The following is a 19619-nucleotide window of genomic DNA, read 5'->3' on the forward strand; positions in this document are numbered from 1 at the left end:
TGCACCTGCGACCGCCGAAGTCCGGCGATCACTTCGCCAGTGTGAGCGGTCACGAGCACGCGGGTGGTGACAACGCCGATGTCGTCACCGATCTGATAACCACACAGACCAATTGCCGCCAAGAGCGCCTTGACAGGCAGTCAGGAGCTCCCCGCAAACGTAACCGTACGCACCGAAGGTCACGGACCAGCCACGTTCCGGGATCCTCTCAGTACGAGTCGGTGATAACGTTGATCAGTTGCTCGCCCGCGAGATAGCGCGAGAGCTGGGCCTTGATCAGACGGAGCATCCGCCGCCCCGACGCGGGGGTGCTGCCCGCGACGTGCGGCGTGATCAGCACGCCCGGCGCGCTCCACAGGGGGTGGCCCTCCGGCAGCGGCTCGGGCGCGGTCACGTCCAGCGCGGCGCGTAGTCTACCGTTCTTCAGCTCCAAGATCAGCGCGTCGGTGTCGACGATGCCGCCCCTGGCGGCGTTCACGAGGACGGCGCCGTCCTTCATCCGGGCCAGGAACGCGGCGTCCACCATGCCGGCGGTGTCGGACGTGGCGGGGACCAGCAGCACCACGACGTCCGCCTGGGGCAGCAGGCCGGGCAGCTCCTCCATGCCGTGGACGCCCTCGCGGGCGGTCCTGGCCACCCGTACGGTCTCGACCTCGAAGCCCTCCAGGCGGCGTTCGAGCGCGGCGCCGATGGAGCCGTACCCGACGATCAGCACGGTGGAGTCGGCCAGCACGCCGGTGTGGTGGTAGGTCCACTCGCCCCTGCGCTGCGCGTCCACGAACTCGGGGAACTCCCTGAGCACCGCGATCATCGCGCCGACCGCCCACTCGGCGGTGCCCGCGTCATGCACCCCGCGGGCGTTGCACAACACCGCGCCCTCGGGCATGTGCGGCCGGTACGGCTCCACCCCCGCGGTGACGGTCTGCACCAGCCGCAACGAGCTCATCCTTGCCAGCGTGCCGGGCACGTCCGACACCGTGACGAGCGGCGGGATCCAGACCTCCACCTCCTCAATCCTTTCCGGCATGGGGGACGTGCCGTCATAGACAGTGCATTCCACCCCGGGCAGGTCGGACAGAACTTCGGCCACAGAAGCGGACGGAACCCAGGTCTCCATGCGGAGAACTTTATGTCTCGCCGGTAAGTATGGGGGACATGAGGAAGCTCTGGACGATCGTACTTTTGGCCGCGCTCACCGCCTGTTCCGCGAGCTCCGGCCGCGCAGGCGGAGGAGGAGAGGTGGTCCCGACCACCGCCGTGGGGGACGCCGCCGCCCCTGGCCAGCCGAAGGATGTGGTGACCGGGCTTGCCGTGCCGTGGGCGATAGCGTTCCTGCCCGGCGGCGCGAGCTCCGACGCTCTGGTGACCGAGCGGGACTCGGCCAGGCTGCTGCGGGTGAGCCGGTCCGGGCAGGTGAGCGAGCTCGGGACGATCGACGGGGTACGTCCGGACGGCGAGGGCGGCCTCATGGGCGTGGCCGTCAAGGACCAGCATGTGTTCGTTTACTTCACCGCGGAACAGGACAACCGGATCGTCCGCTACCCGTTCAACGGCGACCGCCTCGGCTCGCCGGAGGTGCTTGTCGAGGGCATCCCCAAGGGCGGCATCCACAACGGCGGCCGGCTCGCGTTCGGGCCAGACGGCTACCTGTACGCCACCACCGGCGAGGTCGGCGACCGCAGCCTCGCGCAGGAGCGCGACTCGCTCGGCGGCAAGATCCTGCGCATGACCGTGGACGGCAAGCCGGCCCCGGACAACCCGTTCGGCACGCTCGTCTACAGCTACGGTCACCGCAACGTGCAGGGGCTGGCGTGGGACGAGCAGGGCCGCCTGTACGCCTCCGAGTTCGGCGCCAACGCCTACGACGAGGTCAACCTGATCAAACCGGGCGCCAACTACGGCTGGCCCGAGGTCGAGGGGCGGGGCGACGACCAGCGGTTCGTGAACCCCATCCTCACCTGGACCACGGACGAGGCGTCACCGTCCGGCATGGCGTACGCGAACGGCTCCCTCTGGGTGGGCGCGCTGCGCGGGGCCCGGCTGTGGCAGATCCCGCTCGGCGAGGACGGCGCGGCCGGCAAGCCGGTCGCCCACTTCACCGATCGGTACGGCCGGATCCGCGCCGTCACCACCGCCCCCGACGGTGCCCTGTGGGTGGGCACCAGCAACAAGGACGGCCGGGGCTCGCCCCAGGAGGGCGACGACCGCATCCTTTCCGTCACGGCCTCCTCCTGACGCCTCCGCCGCCCTCCCACCGTCCCGGGGCGGCACGCGAGCCGCTGCCCCCGCCTTGCCGGGCCCCGCTGGCCGTCCGTGCCAGGCACGGGCGGCCAGGCACGGGCGGCCAGGCACGGGCGGCCAGGCACGGGCGGCCAGGCAGCGGGGTGGGCGGCCACGGGCGGCCAGGCAGCGGGGTGGGCGGCCACGGGCGGCCGGGCAGCGGGGTGGGCGGCCACGGGCCGGCGACAGCCAGGGGCGTTACTGGCCCGTGCCGGCGCAAACGATCTGGGCCTGAGGCCGGTACTCCGTGGTCAGCTTCTTGTCCTTCTTGACCACCTTGCCGTCCTTGTAGAACACCCGGGTGACGTCGATGGTGAACCCCTGCTCGCCCGCCGTCGGCAGACAGCCAGGCTCGGAGCTGACCTCGCGCCGGAACGGCTTGAAGTCACGCCGCTCCGACGTGACGGGCTCGACCTTGTCGTACCGCTTGGTGCTCCACAGCGTGACCGTGACGGCCGTGTCGGTGAAGGCGGTCTTGATCAGCACCCCGTGCTCGGAGTCGTTGCGCCACTTCAGATCGGTGTCCGGATAGAGCAGCGCCACGTCACGCCCGGCGGGATAACGCGACGCGTAGTAGTCCATCGGCTGGTGCTCCACGTCGTCGAACCCGCCGAAGAAGGCCGCGTTGTACATGGTCGTGGCGAACTGCGAGACTCCACCGCCGACGATGTTCACCATGCGCCCGCCGACGATCTGTCCGGCCTCGACGTAGCCGTCCTCGACGGTCCGCTCCCCCACGACCTCGTTGATCGAGAACGTCTGCCCCGGCCTCACCAGATGGCCGTCGAGCTGCTGCGCCATGCGCTGGATGTTCTTCGCGCGCGGCTGGCAGCAGTCGAACGTCGTGGTGAACGAGCCCACGATCTCCTTGATGCCGAGCCCGCGGACCTGCTGCGTGCTGACGGCCGGCTCGACGACCCCCAGCCGCACGGGAATCGTCCGCTCGCCACCGGTGTCGAACACCTTCTCGGCGTCCCTGGCCAGCAGCTTGTCGTTCACGCCGCGCCCGGTGCGGGCAGGCACCAGAACCGGCTTGCCGTTCACGATCTGGTATGTCGCGTCACGCGGCTGCTGCGCGGCGTCGACCAGCGTGCTCTCCACGTTCGCCAGCACCGCCTTGGCGTCGAACTCCGGCACCAGCGAGCCGTCGCCGTCCGGGTTGAACGTCAGGTTCGCCGCGATCAGCGCCGGAGGGATCTGCGCCTGCTTGTCGCCGAGGGTCAGCGTGATGGGCGCGGCGACGGCCTTGCGTGCCTTGGCCAGAGCGGTCTGCAGGGCTTCGCTGGTCGTGGCGGGCTTGGCGGGCCGCAGCGTGAGCACCACCGTGCCGCCGCCGCGTAGGAAGGCGTCGCCGATCTGGCGTACCGCGTCGTCCCGGTCGAGCAGCACCCCGTCGGCGGGTTCGCGTCCCTTCGGCTGCAGTCCCGCGAACACCACGCGGCCTTCGACCGCGGGCTTGTCCACGCCTTCCGCCAGTCCTTCGACGGTCCTGGTGAGCTGGGAGGAGTCGATGCTGACCTTCGGCTGGAGCTCGGTGGTGCCGGTCAGGCCCTGCCACACCTCCTGCGGGCTGGGAAAGCCGCTGGGCGCCTGCCCGATCGTGCCCACGACGTCGAGTTCGAGCCCGGCCTCGTCAGGCTGGACGGTGTCCTTCCTGCCGCCTATTTCGACCACGACCGGCTTGCTGAGCTTGGCGCCCAGCTCGTTACGCAACTTGTCGGCCGCCTGGGTCACGGTCAGCCCGCCGATGTCGACCCCGGCCACGTGGGTGCCGCGTAACACGGACCCTGACATGAGCACGGCGGGCACCACGTAGGCCAGCGCCACGAGCACCACGATGAACAGCACCAGCCCCGGCAGGAGCCGGCGCCGCCTCGGCGGGTCGGTGTGGTCGAAGGCGGAGGCCCGTTCCGGTGCGCCGGCCACTCCGAAGACGGGGGCGGGCGGAGACGACGGCTCCCTGTCCTTCATCGGCCATGGCTGTGCCGGCGGCGCCACGGGGGGCAGCGCGCCTCCCGCTGGACCTCCCTGCGCGCTCGGGCCCTGTGCCGGACGGGGCTCCTGCCGGGCCGGCGGGCCGAAGATGTCCCGGGAGACCCCTGGGGGTAACCCTTCGATCCGCGGCTTCTTGGAGACTGCCGACGTGGGCAGTGGCACCGAGGCGAACGGGTCGGTCGGTGATTCGATCGGTCCGGCGCCGTTTCGCACGCCTCAATCTCCTCCCGCGTCCACAGCCAAGTCTCAGGCAACAGTAAGGCACGCGGATCCGCATATGTCACGGGAAATGGCTACGGAAATGTGTCAACCTAGCCACCGGTAGCGATGTTCCGGACGTCCGGCCGTGCCGTAACGCGGCCGCAACTCGGCTTGACCCGCCGCGCACAGATATTCGAGGTAGCGGCGGGCGCTGACCCGCGACAGGCCCGTGAGCTCGGCCGCCTCGGCCGCCGACAGGTCGCGGCCCGCCTCGCGCAGGGTATCCGCGACCAGCGCGCAGGTGGCCGCGGACAACCCTTTCGGCATGGGGGCGGTCGAGGCGTGCCTGCCGAAAAGGCGGTCCACGTCGTCCTGGCGGGCCTCGGCGCCGATGGCGGTCAGGCGTTTGCGGGTGTCGGCGTACTGCTGGAGGCGTTCGGTCAGGGCGGCGGCGGTGAAGGGCTTGATCAGGTAGTTGACCGCGCCGCCACGCATGGCCTCCCGGACCGTGGGCACGTCGCGGGCGGCACTGATCACGAGGACGTCCACGTCGTGGAGCGCCTTGAGCACCTCCAGGCCCGACATGTCGGGCAGGTAGATGTCGAGCAGCACGAGATCGGGGCGCAGCTCGGCCACCGCGGCAATCGCGTCGGCGCCGCTGTGCGCCATGGCGACGACCTGGAAGCCCGGCACCCGGGACACGTAGCCGCTGTGGATACGCGCGACCATGAAGTCGTCGTCCACCACCAGGACGCGGATGTCGCTCATGGGCCCGCCTTTGCCGGCAGCAACGCGGTGAAGACCGCTCCTCCCGAGTTTGCCACCCGTACCCAGCCGCCTCTGCGCAGGCACGCCTGCCGGGTCAGCGCCAGGCCGAGGCCGCGCGGTCCCGACTGGGCGGCCTTGGTGGTGAAGCCTTCCCTGAAGACCTCGTCCACCAGGTCGGGGGCGATGCCGGGCCCCGAGTCGCCGACCCGCACCCGCAGCCCGTCGGAGTCCGCCTGCACCGACACCTCGATCGTGCCCGCCGCGCCGTCGAGCGCGTCGATGGCGTTGGCGACCAGGTTGCCGACCACCAGGACCGCGTCCTGCGGGTCGCCGAGCAAGCCCTCGGGCACGAGGGAGTCCTCCGCCAGCACGAGCGTGGCGCCGCGCTCGGCCGCCTCGGCGGACTTGGCCAGCAGCAGGGCGGCCAGGGTGGGATCCTGGACGCGCTCGCGCAGGTCGGTGGCGTAGGTGCCGCCGGTGGTGCGGGTGATGAAGCCGATGGCGGCCTCGTACTCGCCGAGCTCCAGCAGGCCGACGACGGTGTGCATGCGGTTGGCGAACTCGTGCGCCTGGGCCCGCAGGGCCTCGGTCGCGCTGCTGGTGTCGTCGAGCTCGCGGGCCAGGCGGACCAGCTCGGTGCGGTCCCTGAGCGTGACCACCCACCCGCGGTGCTGCTCGCGTACGGAGACCGGGGTGCGGTTGAGCACCAGCACGCGCTCGCCGTGCAGCACGACGCGGTCCTCGCCCGGGTCGGCGCCGCCGAGCACGTCCCGCATGCGGTCGGAGACCGGCATCCGGCCCAGGTCCGCGCCGACGTCGCCCAGCAGCTCCCGGGCGGCGTCGTTGACCAGCGTCACGCGCCCTTCGAGGTCGAGCGCGAGCACGCCTTCCTTGACGCCATGCAGCACGCCCTCGCGCTGCTCCAGCAGGGCGGCGATCTCCTTGGGCTCCAGGCCGAACGTCTGCCTGCGCACCCGCACGGTGATGAGCGCGGCCAGCGCGAGGCCGGCCAGCATGACCGCCAGCGCCGTCCACACCAGTGGCGGCAGCGCGGCGCCGAGCTGGCCCATGACCGTGGTCTCCAGTACGCCTACCGAGACGAGGCCGATCACGGTGCCGTACTCGTCGCGGATCGGGGTCTTGCCCCTGACCGTGGTGCCGATCGTGCCGGTCTCCGTGCCGACCCAGTCCGTGCCGGTCTGCAGCACGGTGGTGCCGTCGGTGGACAACTTCTTGCCGATGAGCGAGGTGTTGGGGTGGGCGTAGCGGGTCTGCTCGGCGTTGGCGATCACGACGTAGTCGGCGCCGGTCTGCTGCTGGACGCTCATGGCGAGCGGTTGCAGCACCGTCTCCGGGTTCTGCAGCTTGAAGGCATCGCGGACCTGGGGCAACGCGGCCACGGACTGGGCGATGGCGAGCGCGCGCTGCTGGTGCAGACTGTCGAGCTGGTCACGCGTGTGCCCGGCCCACACGCCGGCCGTGCCCCCGACGGCGAGCAATACGATCACCATCTGGAGCACGAACAGCTGGGTCCCGAGGGAAGCGTTACGCACCCATGTCACAGGGCACATGGAAACAAACCCAGGTCACGCCCAGGTCGCGACCAATACGACCACTATGACGGCAAGCACGCAAAGCCTCGACGTGGGCGGAAAGGGGATTCACCATCGCAGTTTTATAACCGTGAAATCCCCCCTTGGAGTGATCATGCGCCTGCGCATATTGGCCGCACTCGCGGCGCTCTCCCTGGCCGCCCTCACCGGCTGCGGCGGCCAGAACGGCACCACTGCCTCCTCCGGCACCCTGCGCATCATGGCGCCGGCCGCGCCGGGAGGCGGCTGGGACCAGACCTCCCGCACGGCCGAGCAGGCGCTCAAGACCGCCGCCCCCGACCGCAGGGTCGAGGTGTTCAACGTGCCCGGCGCGGGCGGCACGATCGGCCTGGCGCAGCTCGCCGGCGAGAAGGGCAACGGCAACCTGCTGATGACCATGGGCCTGGTCATGGTGGGCGCCATCGAGCAGAACAAGTCGAAGGTCACGCTGGCCGACACCACGCCCATCGCCAAGCTGACCGAGGAGTACGAGATCGTCGTGGTCCCGGCCGACTCCCCGTACAAGACGCTGGCCGACCTGACGGCGGCCTGGAAGGCCGACCCGGCGAAGGTGTCGATCGCCGGCGGCTCGGCGGGCGGCACGGACCACATCGTGGCCGGGCTGATGGCCAAGGCCGCGGGGGTGGACCCCAAGCAGGTCAACTACATCGCCCACTCGGGCGGCGGCGAGGCGCTGAACGCGCTGCTCGGCAACAAGGTCAGCGCGGGCATCTCGGGCGTCGGCGAGTTCGCCGAGCACGTGAAGTCCGGCAAGCTGCGCGGGATCGGCGTGACCTCGGGTGAGCGGATCTCCGGTCTGGACGTGCCCACGCTGAAGGAGGGCGGGCTCGACGTGGAGCTGGCCAACTGGCGCGGCTTCGTCGCCCCGGGCGGACTCTCCGACGCCGACAAGAAGGCGCTGACCGACCTGGTCACCAAGATGCACGACTCGCAGCCGTGGAAGGACGCGGTGGCCAAGAACGGCTGGATCGACTCCTTCCAGACCGGGCAGCAGTTCGCCGACTACCTGAACGCCGAGCAGACACGGGTCAAGGGCATCATCGCCGAGATGGGGCTCGTGTCCTGATGGCTCGCTGGTGGCGGCCCGAGCTCGGGCTCGCGGTCGTGGTGCTCGGGCTGGGGGTGTTCGTGCTCGTCGGGACGCTGGACGTCGCGGCGGCGGCCTCCCAGCTCGGCATCGGGCCGCGCTTCTTCCCGATGCTGGTCGGCGGGGCCATGGTGCTCGTCGGCCTGTTCTACGTGATCGACGTGCTGCGGGGCGGGCACGGCGACCCCGAGGAGAGCGAGGACGTGGACGCGGACGCGCCCGCGGACTGGCGCAGCGTGGGATTGGTCAGCGGGATCTTCCTGGCGTTCGCGGCGCTGCTGAACGTGCTGGGCTGGATCATCGGCGCGAGCCTGCTGTTCTTCGGCTTGTCGGTGGCGCTCGGCGCCGAGCACAAGGTGCGCGCGGCCGTGGTCGCGGCCGTCATGGGGATCGCCACGTACCTGCTGTTCGTCAAGGGCCTCGGCGTCACGCTGCCGGGCGGCCCGCTGCAGGGAGTGATCTAGGTGGACTCACTGCAGCTCCTGCTCGACGGCTTCGCCGCGGCGCTCACCCCGACCAATCTGCTGTACGCGTTCATCGGCGTCACGCTCGGCACCCTCGTCGGTGTGCTGCCCGGCATCGGGCCCGCGATGACCGTGGCCCTGCTGCTGCCGATCACGTTCACGGTGCCGCCCGCCAGCGCGTTCATCATGTTCGCCGGCATCTACTACGGCGGCATGTACGGCGGCTCCACCACGTCCATCCTGCTCAACACGCCCGGCGAGTCCTCGTCGATGATCACGGCGTTGGAGGGCAACAAGATGGCCCGGCGCGGGCGGGCCGCCCAGGCGCTGGCCACGGCGGCCATCGGCTCGTTCGTGGCCGGGACCATCGCGACCGCGTTGCTGGTGGTCGCGGCCCCGGCCGTGGTGGCGTTCGCGATCTCGTTCGGCCCTGAGGACTACTTCGCGCTGGCGATCCTGGCGTTCACGGCCGTGTCGTCAGTGTTGTCCCGCTCGATCGTGCGCGGCCTGGCCTCCCTGGGGCTCGGCCTGACGATCGGGCTGGTCGGGATCGACCAGCAGACCGGGCAGGCGCGGCTCACGCTGGGCATCCCGCAGCTGCTCGACGGCATCGATGTGGTGATCGTCGCGGTCGGGCTCTTCGCACTCGGCGAGGCCCTGTACGTGGCCTCGCGGCTGCGTCACGCCACGCCCGAGGTGGTCCCCGTCGGCCGGGCATGGATGGGCCGCGCGGACTGGCGGCGCTCCTGGCGGCCCTGGCTGCGCGGGACGGCTCTGGGCTTCCCGTTCGGCGCGCTGCCCGGCGGCGGGGCGGAGATCCCCACGTTCCTGTCGTACGCGGCCGAGAAACGCCTGGCCAAGGGCGCGGCCAAGGAGGAGTACGGCAAGGGCGCCATCGAAGGCGTCGCGGGCCCGGAGGCGGCCAACAACGCCTCCGCGGCCGGCACCCTGGTCCCGTTGCTCACGCTGGGTCTGCCCACGTCGGCGACGGCCGCCATCATGCTGGCCGCCTTCCAGCAGTACGGCCTGCAGCCCGGGCCCCAGCTGTTCGACCACAACCCGGCGCTGGTGTGGGGCATGATCGCGTCACTGTTCATCGGCAACACGATGTTGCTGGTGCTGAACCTGCCCCTCGCGCCGGCGTGGGCGAGAGTGCTGCGGATCCCGCGCCCGTACCTGTACGCCGGGATCGTGCTCTTCGCCGCCCTCGGCGTGTACGCGCTGAACGGCACCATCGTGGATCTGTTCGCGCTGTTCCTGCTGGGTTTGCTGGGGTTCGCCATGCGCCGCTTCGGCCTGCCGGTCGCCCCCGCGGTGATCGGCATGATCCTGGGCCCGATGGCGGAGATCCAGCTGCGCCGGGCCCTGGCCATCGGCGCGGGCGACGTGACCGTCCTGGTGCGCAGCCCGGTGGCCGCCGTGCTGCTGGCGCTGGCGGCCCTGGCCCTGCTCACGCCCCTGTTCAGGAAGCTCTTCGCCCGGAAGGCCGAGGTCACGCGGGTCGGATGAGCGACCCCTGGGACGGTTCCGCCTCCACGGCGGAACCGTCCTTGATCGATCGGGGCGCGATGGCCAGCCCGGCCAGCGCCATGGCCAGCGTGGCCGCGAACACCGCCCAGTAGCCGGACCCGGAGGCCGTGAACAGCGCCGCGGTGACGGCCACCGCCACCACCGAGAACACCGACTCGCCCACCTGCAGCGCCGAGCTGTTCTTGCCCTGCTCGCCGGGGGCCGACAGCTCCAGCGTGAGCACCGACAGCGTCGGGTAGACCAGCCCGATCCCGAACCCGGTGATGATCCACGACGGGTAGGCCAGCGCCACCGGCACCGCGGTGAACGCCACCGTGCCCATGATCAGAATGCCGAGCGCCATCATGGCCGAGCCGAACCGCAGGTTCGTCTTCTGGCTGAAGAACTCGCGCCCCTGCACCCACGAGGCGAACGACCAGGTCAGCGAGCCCCCCATGAGCGCCAGCCCGGACGCCCACGTGGGCAGGCCGCGGTGGGCGACCAGCATGAGCGACACCATCACCTCGGCCGCGAAGAACGCCCCGGCCGACAGGCCGCGCAGACTCACCACGGCAGGCAGCCCGCGGGCGGCGCGGAGCGTGCCGCGGGGAAGGAGCCTCGGAAGCGCCACGGCCAGCACCACCAGGCCGGCGATCAGCAAGGGGAAGCGTCCGCCGCTGCTGCCGTACTGCATGAGCGCGGCCCCGACGGCGCTCACAGCCGCCCAGGCGATCTTGCCCAGCAGACCGGGAGCAGGTTCGCTCTGCCCGCCGCTGACCGGCTGCCCGGCCAGGCCGCGCAGCAGCACCAGGCCGGCGGCCACGGTCAGGATCGGCACCAGCAGGAACACCCAGCGCCATCCGAGCGTGTCGGTCACCACACCCACGATCGCCGGGCCCACCATCGAGGGCACCACCCATGCGGTCGCGAACAAGGAGAAGATCCTGGGATGCCGGCTCTCGGGATAGGCCCTGGCCACCACCACGTACAACGCCACGCTGACCAGCGCCCCGCCGAACCCCTGCAGGAACCGTCCCGCGATCAGCACCTCCATGCTCGGCGCCAGCCCCGCGACCATCAGCCCCGCGGCGAAGAACACCGCACCGGTCCACAGGGGCGCCTGGGGGCCGCGCACATCCGCCCACCGGCCGCCGAGGACCGTGCCGACCACGCTCGCGGCCATCGCGCCGCTGAACGCCAGCCCGTACAGCTCCAGACCGCCGAGCTCCTTGGCCACGACCGGCATGGCGATCGCGACGGCCATGTACTCGAAGGCCACCAGCGACACCATCGCCACCAGGCCCGCTGTCAACGCTTTCCTCGTCATGCCGACGAACCTACGAGGACGTGCGGCTCCGCACCTCCAGCGGGGGCCCTAGTCCGGCCCGGCCATTGGACCTAGGACCGGCGCGGCGCCACGGAAAAGGGGCCCCGCCATCGAAACGGCGAGGCCCTCGTGAGACGGGGCGCCTACCCTTCGACGCCCAGCTTCTCCAGGATCAGCTGGCGGGCGCGGGCCGCGTCCGCCTTGCCCTTGCTGGCCCGCATGACGCCGCCCACCAACGCACCGGCCGCCGCGATCTTCCCGGACCGCACCTTCTCGGCCGCGTCGGCGTTGTCCGCCAGCACCTGGTCGATGATCGCCAGCAGCTCGCCCTCGTCGCTGACGATCTGCAGCCCGCGCTTCTCGACCACCTCATCGGGCGTGCCCTCGCCGGCCAGCACGCCTTCGAGCACCTCGCGCGCCAGCTTGTCGTTGAGCGCCCCCGAGGCCACCAGCTCGGTCACGCGAGCGATCTGAGCCGGCGTGATGGGCAGGTCCGCCAGCGGGATCCCGCTCTCGTTGGCGCGCCGCGCCAGCTCGCCCATCCACCACTTGCGCGCGTCCGCCGCCGGCGCGCCCGCCGCGACCGTGGCCTCCACCAGGTCGAACGCGTCGGCGTTGTGCATGGCCTGCATGTCGAGGTCGGACAGCCCCCACTCCGCCTGCAGCCGCTTGCGACGGACCGACGGCAGCTCGGGCAGCGCCGCCTTCAGCTCGGCCACCCATGCGGTGTCCGGCGCGATCGGCACCAGATCGGGCTCGGGGAAGTAGCGGTAGTCCTGCGCCTCTTCCTTGGACCGGCCGGACGTGGTGGTGCCGGTGTCCTCGTGGAAGTGCCGGGTCTCCTGGATGATCTTCCCGCCGTCGGCGAGGACGGCGGCCTGCCGCTCGATCTCGCTCCGCACTGCCCGCTCGACGCTACGCAGTGAGTTGACGTTCTTGGTTTCGGTACGGGTGCCCCACTCGGACGAGCCGCGCGGCATGAGCGAGACATTGACGTCGCACCGCAGCGAGCCCTCTTCCATGCGCACGTCGGACACGCCGAGCGAGCGCATGATCTCGCGCAGCTCGGTGACGTAGGCCTTGGCCACCTCGGGCGCGAGCCGGTCGGTGCCCGGGATGGGCTTGGTGACGATCTCGACCAGCGGGATGCCGGCCCGGTTGTAGTCGACGATCGAGTAGTCGGCGCCGTGGATGCGGCCGGTCGCGCCGCCCACATGGGTGGACTTGCCGGTGTCCTCCTCCAAGTGCACCCGCTCGATCCCGATCCGCACGGTTTCGCCGCCCACCTCGACGTCGAGGTAGCCGTCGAAGCAGAGCGGCTCGTCGTACTGCGAGATCTGGTAGTTCTTCGGCATGTCCGGATAGAAATAGTTTTTCCGGGCAAAGCGGCACCACTCGGCGATCGAGCAGTTCAGCGCGAGGCCGATGCGGATCGTCGACTCGATGGCCATTTCGTTGGCCACGGGCAGTGCGCCGGGCAGCGCCAGGCAGGTCGGGCAGACCTGGGTGTTGGGCGGGGCGCCGAAGGTGGTCTTGCAGCCGCAGAACATCTTCGACTTGGTGCCCAGCTCGACGTGGGTCTCCAGGCCGAGCACCGGCTCGAACCGGTCGAGCGCTTCGTCATAGACCATGGTCATAGCGACGGGGCCTCCTTCAGCAGCGGGCCGCCCCAGCGGCTCTCCAGGGCCTTCTCCACGGCGGCGCCGACGCGGTAGCAGCGGTCGTCGGCCAGGACCGGCGCCATGATCTGCAGGCCGACGGGCAGGCCGTCCTCGTCGGCCAGGCCGCACGGCACCGACATGGCGGCGTTGCCAGCCAGGTTGGACGGGATGGTGCACAGGTCGGCGAGGTACATCGCCATCGGGTCGTCGGTGCGCTCGCCGATCGGGAACGCCGTCGTCGGCGTGGTCGGCGACACCAGCACGTCGACCTGCTGGTAGGCGGCCTCGAAGTCGCGCGTGATGACCGTGCGCACCTTCTGTGCCTGGCCGTAGTAGGCGTCGTAGTAGCCGCTCGACAGCGCGTAGGTGCCGAGCATGATGCGCCGCTTGACCTCGGGGCCGAAGCCGGCGGCCCGGGTCAGCGCCATGACCTCCTCGGCGCTGCGGGTGCCGTCGTCGCCGACGCGCAGGCCGTAGCGCATGGCGTCGAAGCGGGCGAGGTTGGACGAGCACTCCGACGGCGCGATCAGGTAATAAGCCGGCAGGGCGGTCGTGAACGACGGGCAGGAGACCTCGACGACCGTGGCGCCGAGCGACTCCAGCAGCTTGACGACCTCGTGGTAACGGGCCAGCACGCCGGCCTGGTAGCCCTCGCCGGAGAACTCCTTGACGACGCCGATCCGCATGCCGGCGACGTCCGGGTTCTTCGCCGCCTCGACCACGCTGGGCACCGGGGCGTCGATGGAGGTGGAGTCCATCGGGTCGTGCCCGGAGAACGCCTCGTGCAGCAGCGCCGCGTCGAGCACGTTACGGGCGAACGGGCCGGGCGTGTCGAGCGAGCTCGCGAAGGCGATGATCCCGTAGCGGGACGAGCCGCCGTACGTCGGCTTCATGCCCACAATGCCGGTTACGGCCGCGGGCTGCCGGATCGAGCCGCCCGTGTCGGTGCCGGTGGACAGCGGCGCCTCGTACGCGGCGACGGCGGCGCTCGAACCGCCGGACGAGCCGCCGGGCACCCTGGTCAGGTCCCACGGGTTGTGCGTCGGGTGGTAGGCGGAGTTTTCCGTCGAGGAGCCCATGGCGAACTCGTCGAGGTTCGTCTTGCCCAGGATGACCAGCCCGGCCTCGCGCAGCCGCTTGGTGACGGTCGCGTCGTAAGGCGGCCGCCAGCCCTCGAGGATCTTGGACGCGGCCGTCGTCGGCATGTCACGGGTGGTGAAAATGTCCTTGTGCGCGATCGGCACGCCGGCCAGCGCTCCGAGCTTCTCGCCCGCCTTGAGCCTGGCGTCGACGTCCCGCGCCTGCTCCAGCGTGACCTCGCGGTCCACGTGCAGGAACGCCCTGACCTTGGGCTCCACCTCGGCCATGCGATCCAGATGCGCCTCGGCCACCTCGACGGCCGACACCTCGCCGGCGGCGATCATCGCCCCCAGCTCGGCAGCGGTCTTATGGATCAGACTCATGCCTCCTCCCCGAGGATGCGCGGCACCTGGAAGCGGTCGTCCTGGACGGCGGGCGCGCCGGAGAGCGCCTGCTCGGGGGTCAGTGACTGGCGCACCTCGTCGGCGCGGAAGACATTGGTCAGCGGAAGCGCGTGCGACGACGGCGGCACGTCCTCGGCGGCGACCTCGGAGACCTTCGCGACCGCCTCGATGATGGCATCGAGTTGGGTGGCGTAGTGATCGAGCTCGTCGTCGGTGAGCGCCAGCCTGGACAATCGGGCCAGGTGTGCGACCTCGTCGCGGGTTATGGCGGACATGAGTCGTTTAACCCGTTTCGTGGATGGAGTCTTTGGACACTGCCATCCTAGGGGGCTTGACGTAGCGCCCCCGAACCATTAACCGTCTGGCAACACACCGCATGTCCGGAGGGTGTTGCGCTGGATCGGCGTGCCGCCGGGTCAGGCGGAGCTGCTGACTTCGGGCTGGTAGCCGTACTCGACCTGGGCGGCCGCGGCCTCGGAGCGCTCCCGGAGCCAGGCCGTGGCGTCGGCGGCAGGCATGGGCTTGCCGAACAACCACCCCTGTCCCACGTCGCAGCCCATCTCAGCCAGCCGCAGGGCGACCGCGTCCGACTCGACGCCCTCGGCCACCGAACGCAGCCCGAGCGAGCGCACCAGGTCCACGATCGAGCGGACGATCCGGTCGTCGTCCTCGGAGTCGGCGATCCTGCGGACGAACGACGCGTCGATCTTGACCTCGGACACCGCCAGCCGCTGCAGCCTGATCAGCGAGGAGTAGCCGGTGCCGAAGTCGTCCAGGGCCAGCGGCACGCCGAGCGTGGCCAGCTCCTTGATCGTCTCCTGCGTGTACGCCTGGTCGCCGGTCAGGATGCGCTCGGTCACCTCCAGCTGGATGGCCGACGGCGGCAGCCCGTACCTGGCCAGGCCCACCTCCAGCTGCTCGGGCAGGGCCGAGTCGAGCAGGTCGCGGGCGGAGATGTTGACGGAGATCTGCACGCTGAGCCCGGAGTGCCACCAGCAGGCGGCCTGCTCGAGAGCCTCCTCGATGACGTACGCGGTCAGCTGCCGCATCAGGTAGGACTGCTCGGCCAAGGGGACGTATTCGGAGGGCGCGATCGGCCCGTGAACCGGGTGCCGCCAGCGCAGCAGGGCCTCCACCCCGTGCACGGCGCCGCTGCTGAGGCGCACCTTGGGCTGGTAGTGCAGCCGCAGCTCGCGGTTGTCGATGGCGCGGCGGAGATCGCCCAGTAAGGTGAGCCGCTCGGGCGAGTTGCGGTCCTTGTCCGGCTGGTAGAGCTCGACGCCGGTGCGCCCCTCCTTGGCGAGATACATCGCCACATCGGCCCGCTGCAGCAACAGCTCGAAGTCCGGCGCGTGATCGGGATAGAGCGCGATCCCGACCGAGGCGTCCACGTCGAAGGTCATGCCCTCCAGCCGCACCGGCTCGGTCAGCGCCGCGCGCAGCCTGGCCGCCACCTCCCTGGCCGCGTGGGCGTCCCTGATCGAGGGCAGCAGCACGGCGAACTCGTCGCCGCCCAGCCTGGCCACGACGTCCTTGGGGCGTACGGAATGGGTGAGCCGGTGCGCGACCATCTGCAGCAGCCGGTCGCCCACCGGGTGGCCCATCGTGTCGTTGACCTCCTTGAACCGGTCCAGGTCGAGCAGGAACAGCCCGACCCGCTCCTCCTGGCGGGCCTCGGCGAGCGCCTCCTCGGTGCTCACGATGAGCATCTTGCGATTGGGCAGGCCCGTCAGCTCGTCATGCAGGGCCTGATGGTCGCGGCGCATGGAGAGCGTGGCGGTGAAGTAGACGGCCGCGAGGGGCGCGACGAAGAGCGGGACGAGGCCGGGCGAATGGTTCATGACCACGACGACGAGGGGGGCGAGGCCCAGCAGCGCGGCGTAGACGAGGCTCTGCGGTCCCACGGTGGCCTTCAGGACCCGGACGATCGAGCGCCGCTCGTGCAGCGAGACCGCCCCGCAGACCAGGGTCGCCCTGGTCGCGAAGTACGCGATCCCGGCCAGCGCGATCGCCGGCAGGTGAGCGCCGCTCGGCTCCCACGGCGCGACCGGGCTCGGCGCGATCCCGAACGCCCCCAGCACCACGGCCGCCGCGGTGAGCGCCAACGTCGACTGAGCGATGTTGAACATGACCCGATGCCAGGACTTGCGGGTCACCACCCCGTTGATGGCGACGGCGACGGCCTGCATCAACACCGCGACCGGCAGCCCGAAGTGCAGCAGCACGGCGAAGGTGAACATGGTGGACGGATATGTGCCGCCCACCAGGCTGGCGGACGACACCATCACGGGCCTGAGCTCACCAAGGATCACCAGGACCGCGAGCACCCAGAACAGTGCCGTGCGGGCCAGCTCCACGAGCGCCACCCAGTCCAGCCTGATCATCGCCACGACGAGGGCGGTGAAGCCGACCACGGTGACGCCGGCGAGAAATGCCCACAGCGGCGTGCCGACCCGTGGTCCGGTGTCGCGAGTGTCGGTTGGGTCAGTCATCGGTAACAGAACCCCCATTAGGTCACTATGGGAGGGTACGACCTTCACCCCACTTCGCGAAACCAAGCGCGTACGGTCCGTAGTTCTCCTTTCCGACATATACCCAAAAACCACCCTCCGTAGCAAACGTTCAGCCATCCGTATGTGCGCCCGCGCCACAACACCCTGACTGCGGGTCCCATCCGGAGCCCGCTCGTCTCCGGCGGGCCACGGCGCCGCGGCGGTCCAGGGCACGCCCATGCCCCCGCGTTCCACGCGAGCGCGGTCGCCGGCATCGCCTCGGCGCCCTCACCGAACGCGAACGCGTGGAACCCGGTCGCCGCCATCGCCTCGGCGCCCTCGCCGGATGCGAACGCGTGGAACATGCCGGGCGTCAGGTCGGTGAGGCGCCAAGGGTCGGTGCCAAGCCGGCCGCGACCCGCCGGCGGCCGTGGGGCTGGCGCCCAAGCCGCGCCAGGCGGCCTCCCGTGCCCGGCCCCCCAGGTCGGGCCGGGCTGGGGTGCCCGGATGGGGGCCCGGCCCGACAGTCCGGCCCGGGCGCCGTTACGCTTCCTCGGGCTTGACCGCCACCTGGGCCGCCGCCTCGGGACCGTCGTTCAGCAGCACCTCGAACCCGGCCCCGTCCAGGATCGGCACCCCCAGGCTCACCGCCTTGTCGTACTTCGACCCCGCGTTCTCTCCCGCGACCAGGAACGACGTCTTCTTCGACACCGAGGACGCCACCTTCCCACCACGGCTCGCCAACGCCTCCGAGGCCGAGTCCCGCGTGTAGCCCTCCAGCGTCCCAGTCACCACGAACGTCAGCCCCTCAAGGGTCTGCGGTCCCTTCTCCGGCGCCGGCTCGTCCTCCATCCGCACCCCGGCGGCCCGCCACCGCTCGATGATCTCCCGATGCCAGTCGACCTCGAACCATTCCTTGATCGTCGCCGCCACCCTGGGCCCGATGCCTTCGACCGCGGCCAGCTCCTCCTCGGAGGCGTTCATGATGGCGTCGATCGAGCGCATGGCATTGGCCAGGTCGCGGGCCGTGGGCGGGCCGACGTGCCGGATCGACAGGGCGACCAGCAGCTGCGCGAGTGGGACCTGCTTGGCCCGCTCCAGCTCCTCGACGAGCAGCCGGGCGTTGGCGCTCGGCTCGCCGTTGATGTTGGAGAAGAAGGAGACGACCTTCTGCTCACCGGTCTTGGGATCGATCTTGGGCAGGCCGGTGTCCTGGTCGCGGACCACTGACTTGATCGGCAGCAGCTGCTCCAGCGTCAGGTCGAACAGGTCGGCCTCCGTCCGCACCACCGGCTCCTGCGGCGGCAGCGGCTGGGTGAGCGCGGTGGCCGCGACGTAGCCGAGCCCGTCGATGTCGAGCGCCCGCCGCCCGGCCGCGAAGTAGATGCGCTCGCGGATCTGCGCCGGACAGCTGCGCGTGTTGGGGCAGCGCAGGTCGGCGTCGCCCTCCTTCTCGTACGCCAGCTCCGTCCCGCACTCCGGGCAGTGCGTCGGCATGACGAACTTCCGCTCGGACCCGTCGCGCAGCGCCGTCACAGGACTGACGATCTCGGGGATCACGTCGCCCGCCTTGCGCAGGACGACGGTGTCGCCGATGAGCACGCCCTTCTTCTCGACGATGGCGGCGTTGTGGAGGGTCGCCCGCTCGACGGTGGAGCCGGACACCACGACGGGCGCCATCACCGCGTACGGCGTGACCCGCCCGGTCCTGCCCACCCCCACCTGGATGTCGAGCAGCTTGGTGTTGACCTCCTCCGGAGGGTATTTGTACGCGATCGCCCACCGCGGCGCCCGCGAGGTGGAGCCCAGCTCCCGCTGCGTACGGAAGTCGTCGATTTTGACCACGACCCCGTCGATCTCGTAAGCCGGATCGTGCCGGTGCTCGCGGTAGTGCTCGATGTAGGCGTTGACCCCGTCGAGGTCCGGCACCACCCTGTAGAGATCGCTCACCGGCAGTCCGAACTCGCGCAGCCGGTCGTAGACCTCCGACTGCGCCCGCGGCACCGTCGCGCCCTCCCAGATGCCGATGCCGTGCACCAGCATCCGCAGCGGCCGCTGGGCCGTGATGCGCGGGTCCTTCTGCCGCAGCGTGCCCGCCGCCGAGTTGCGCGGGTTGGCGAACGGCGGCTTGCCCTGCTCGACGAGCTGCTCGTTGAGCTTCTTGAAGTCCTCGACCGGGATGTAGACCTCGCCGCGCACCTCGACCAGGCTCGGCACGTCGTCGCCCTTGAGCCGGTGCGGGACCCCCTTGATCGTGCGGACGTTGGCCGTGACGTCGTCGCCGGTGCGCCCGTCGCCTCGGGTGGCCCCGCGCTCCAGCTTGCCGTCCCGGTAGACCAGCGCGATCGCCAGCCCGTCGATCTTCAGCTCACACAGATAGGGCCCGGGATCGCCTTCGGCCAGCCGCTCGGCACGCGTCGCCCACCCCGTCATGTCCTCGGCGTTGAAGGCGTTGTCGAGGCTCTCCATCCTGGCCAGGTGCTGGACCTTGGCGAAGTCGCCCGAGACCGGCGCGCCGACCTTCTGCGTCGGCGAGTCCGGCGTCTGCAACGACGGGTGGGCCTCCTCCAGCGCGAGCAGTTCCTTGAACCACTCGTCGAACTGGGCGTCGCTGACCGTGGGCTGGTCGAGCACGTAATAGCGCCAGCGAGCGTCCTCCACCAGCTCGCTCAGCTCGGCATGCCGCTTGAGCGCGGCCACGGGCACGCCCCCGACCTCAGTCGACTCGCTGCTCACGC

14 protein-coding genes are annotated in these 19619 nt (G+C 70.7%); 4 read left to right on the forward strand and 10 right to left on the reverse strand.

Annotated features, from left to right (window positions below; translation table 11 throughout):
• Positions 1–208: 208 nt before the first annotated feature.
• Positions 209–1117, reverse strand: coding sequence for a 2-hydroxyacid dehydrogenase (locus EDD27_RS34375; protein WP_127936088.1), 909 nt, complete (start codon positions 1115–1117; stop codon positions 209–211).
• A gap of 38 nt (positions 1118–1155) precedes the next feature.
• On the opposite strand from EDD27_RS34375, the gene EDD27_RS34380 reads away from it, so the two are divergent.
• On the forward strand, positions 1156–2235 hold the full coding sequence (locus EDD27_RS34380; protein ID WP_127936089.1) for a PQQ-dependent sugar dehydrogenase: 1080 nt from the start codon (positions 1156–1158) through the stop codon (positions 2233–2235).
• 243 nt (positions 2236–2478) lie between these two features.
• Here the strand turns inward: EDD27_RS34380 and EDD27_RS34385 are convergent, their stop codons facing one another.
• The 3 genes from EDD27_RS34385 to EDD27_RS34395 form a co-directional block, all read right to left on the reverse strand.
• The gene (locus tag EDD27_RS34385; RefSeq protein WP_127936090.1) at positions 2479–4251 is read right to left on the reverse strand and encodes a VanW family protein; all 1773 of its coding nucleotides are present in this window, start codon (positions 4249–4251) and stop codon (positions 2479–2481) included.
• A gap of 330 nt (positions 4252–4581) precedes the next feature.
• A complete protein-coding gene (locus EDD27_RS34390; protein WP_127936091.1) occupies positions 4582–5244 on the reverse strand; it encodes a response regulator in 663 nt (220 codons plus the stop codon).
• Positions 5241–6797, reverse strand: coding sequence for an ATP-binding protein (locus EDD27_RS34395; RefSeq protein ID WP_241564413.1), 1557 nt, complete (start codon positions 6795–6797; stop codon positions 5241–5243). The genes EDD27_RS34390 and EDD27_RS34395 overlap by 4 nt, the downstream gene beginning before the upstream one ends.
• A 130-nt stretch (positions 6798–6927) precedes the next feature.
• Here EDD27_RS34395 and EDD27_RS34400 point away from each other — a divergent pair, with 130 nt between their 5' ends.
• From EDD27_RS34400 to EDD27_RS34410, 3 genes are read left to right on the forward strand one after another with little or no spacing between them, the layout of a single operon-like run.
• Positions 6928–7923 carry a Bug family tripartite tricarboxylate transporter substrate binding protein gene (locus EDD27_RS34400; protein WP_241564414.1) on the forward strand — a complete coding sequence of 332 codons (996 nt, stop codon included), beginning with the start codon at positions 6928–6930 and terminating at the stop codon, positions 7921–7923.
• Positions 7923–8408 carry a tripartite tricarboxylate transporter TctB family protein gene (locus tag EDD27_RS34405; protein WP_127936093.1) on the forward strand — a complete coding sequence of 162 codons (486 nt, stop codon included), beginning with the start codon at positions 7923–7925 and terminating at the stop codon, positions 8406–8408. The genes EDD27_RS34400 and EDD27_RS34405 overlap by 1 nt, the downstream gene beginning before the upstream one ends.
• Entirely contained in the window at positions 8409–9917 is a 1509-nt protein-coding gene (locus EDD27_RS34410; protein ID WP_127936094.1) for a tripartite tricarboxylate transporter permease, read from the forward strand.
• On the opposite strand, the gene EDD27_RS34415 is transcribed toward EDD27_RS34410, so the two are convergent.
• The 6 genes from EDD27_RS34415 to ligA all read right to left on the reverse strand — a co-directional run bounded on the left by EDD27_RS34415 (position 9901) and on the right by ligA (position 19617).
• Positions 9901–11244, reverse strand: a complete 1344-nt coding sequence (locus EDD27_RS34415) for an MFS transporter (RefSeq protein ID WP_241564415.1) — start codon at positions 11242–11244, stop codon at positions 9901–9903. The genes EDD27_RS34410 and EDD27_RS34415 overlap by 17 nt on opposite strands.
• A 143-nt stretch (positions 11245–11387) precedes the next feature.
• The gene (gene gatB, locus EDD27_RS34420) at positions 11388–12875 is read right to left on the reverse strand and encodes an Asp-tRNA(Asn)/Glu-tRNA(Gln) amidotransferase subunit GatB (protein ID WP_127941151.1); all 1488 of its coding nucleotides are present in this window, start codon (positions 12873–12875) and stop codon (positions 11388–11390) included.
• A gap of 2 nt (positions 12876–12877) precedes the next feature.
• Positions 12878–14368, reverse strand: a complete 1491-nt coding sequence (gene gatA / locus EDD27_RS34425) for an Asp-tRNA(Asn)/Glu-tRNA(Gln) amidotransferase subunit GatA (protein WP_127936095.1) — start codon at positions 14366–14368, stop codon at positions 12878–12880.
• A complete protein-coding gene (gene gatC, locus EDD27_RS34430; protein ID WP_127936096.1) occupies positions 14365–14664 on the reverse strand; it encodes an Asp-tRNA(Asn)/Glu-tRNA(Gln) amidotransferase subunit GatC in 300 nt (99 codons plus the stop codon). Before gatC ends, gatA begins: the two co-directional genes overlap by 4 nt.
• Before the next feature lie 141 nt (positions 14665–14805).
• The gene (locus tag EDD27_RS34435; RefSeq protein WP_127941152.1) at positions 14806–16881 is read right to left on the reverse strand and encodes a putative bifunctional diguanylate cyclase/phosphodiesterase; all 2076 of its coding nucleotides are present in this window, start codon (positions 16879–16881) and stop codon (positions 14806–14808) included.
• A 543-nt stretch (positions 16882–17424) separates the two neighbouring features.
• Complete coding sequence (gene ligA, locus EDD27_RS34440; protein ID WP_127936097.1) at positions 17425–19617, reverse strand: NAD-dependent DNA ligase LigA; 2193 nt, start codon at positions 19615–19617, stop codon at positions 17425–17427.
• Positions 19618–19619 lie beyond the last annotated feature (2 nt).

It is taken from the genome of Nonomuraea polychroma (genome assembly GCF_004011505.1).
Taxonomy (GTDB): domain Bacteria; phylum Actinomycetota; class Actinomycetes; order Streptosporangiales; family Streptosporangiaceae; genus Nonomuraea; species Nonomuraea polychroma.

Excerpts from the sequence above, each read along its gene's own strand:
- EDD27_RS34375 (WP_127936088.1), bottom strand. The coding sequence starts at position 1,117 with ATGGAGACCTGGGTTCCGTCCGCTTCTGTGGCCGAAGTTCTGTCCGAC.
- gatC (WP_127936096.1), bottom strand. The coding sequence starts at position 14,664 with ATGTCCGCCATAACCCGCGACGAGGTCGCACACCTGGCCCGATTGTCC.
- EDD27_RS34435 (WP_127941152.1), bottom strand. The coding sequence starts at position 16,881 with ATGACTGACCCAACCGACACTCGCGACACCGGACCACGGGTCGGCACG.
- EDD27_RS34415 (WP_241564415.1), bottom strand. The coding sequence starts at position 11,244 with ATGACGAGGAAAGCGTTGACAGCGGGCCTGGTGGCGATGGTGTCGCTG.
- EDD27_RS34390 (WP_127936091.1), bottom strand. The coding sequence starts at position 5,244 with ATGAGCGACATCCGCGTCCTGGTGGTGGACGACGACTTCATGGTCGCG.
- EDD27_RS34405 (WP_127936093.1), top strand. The coding sequence starts at position 7,923 with ATGGCTCGCTGGTGGCGGCCCGAGCTCGGGCTCGCGGTCGTGGTGCTC.
- EDD27_RS34380 (WP_127936089.1), top strand. The coding sequence starts at position 1,156 with ATGAGGAAGCTCTGGACGATCGTACTTTTGGCCGCGCTCACCGCCTGT.
- gatA (WP_127936095.1), bottom strand. The coding sequence starts at position 14,368 with ATGAGTCTGATCCATAAGACCGCTGCCGAGCTGGGGGCGATGATCGCC.
- EDD27_RS34385 (WP_127936090.1), bottom strand. The coding sequence starts at position 4,251 with ATGAAGGACAGGGAGCCGTCGTCTCCGCCCGCCCCCGTCTTCGGAGTG.
- gatB (WP_127941151.1), bottom strand. The coding sequence starts at position 12,875 with ATGGTCTATGACGAAGCGCTCGACCGGTTCGAGCCGGTGCTCGGCCTG.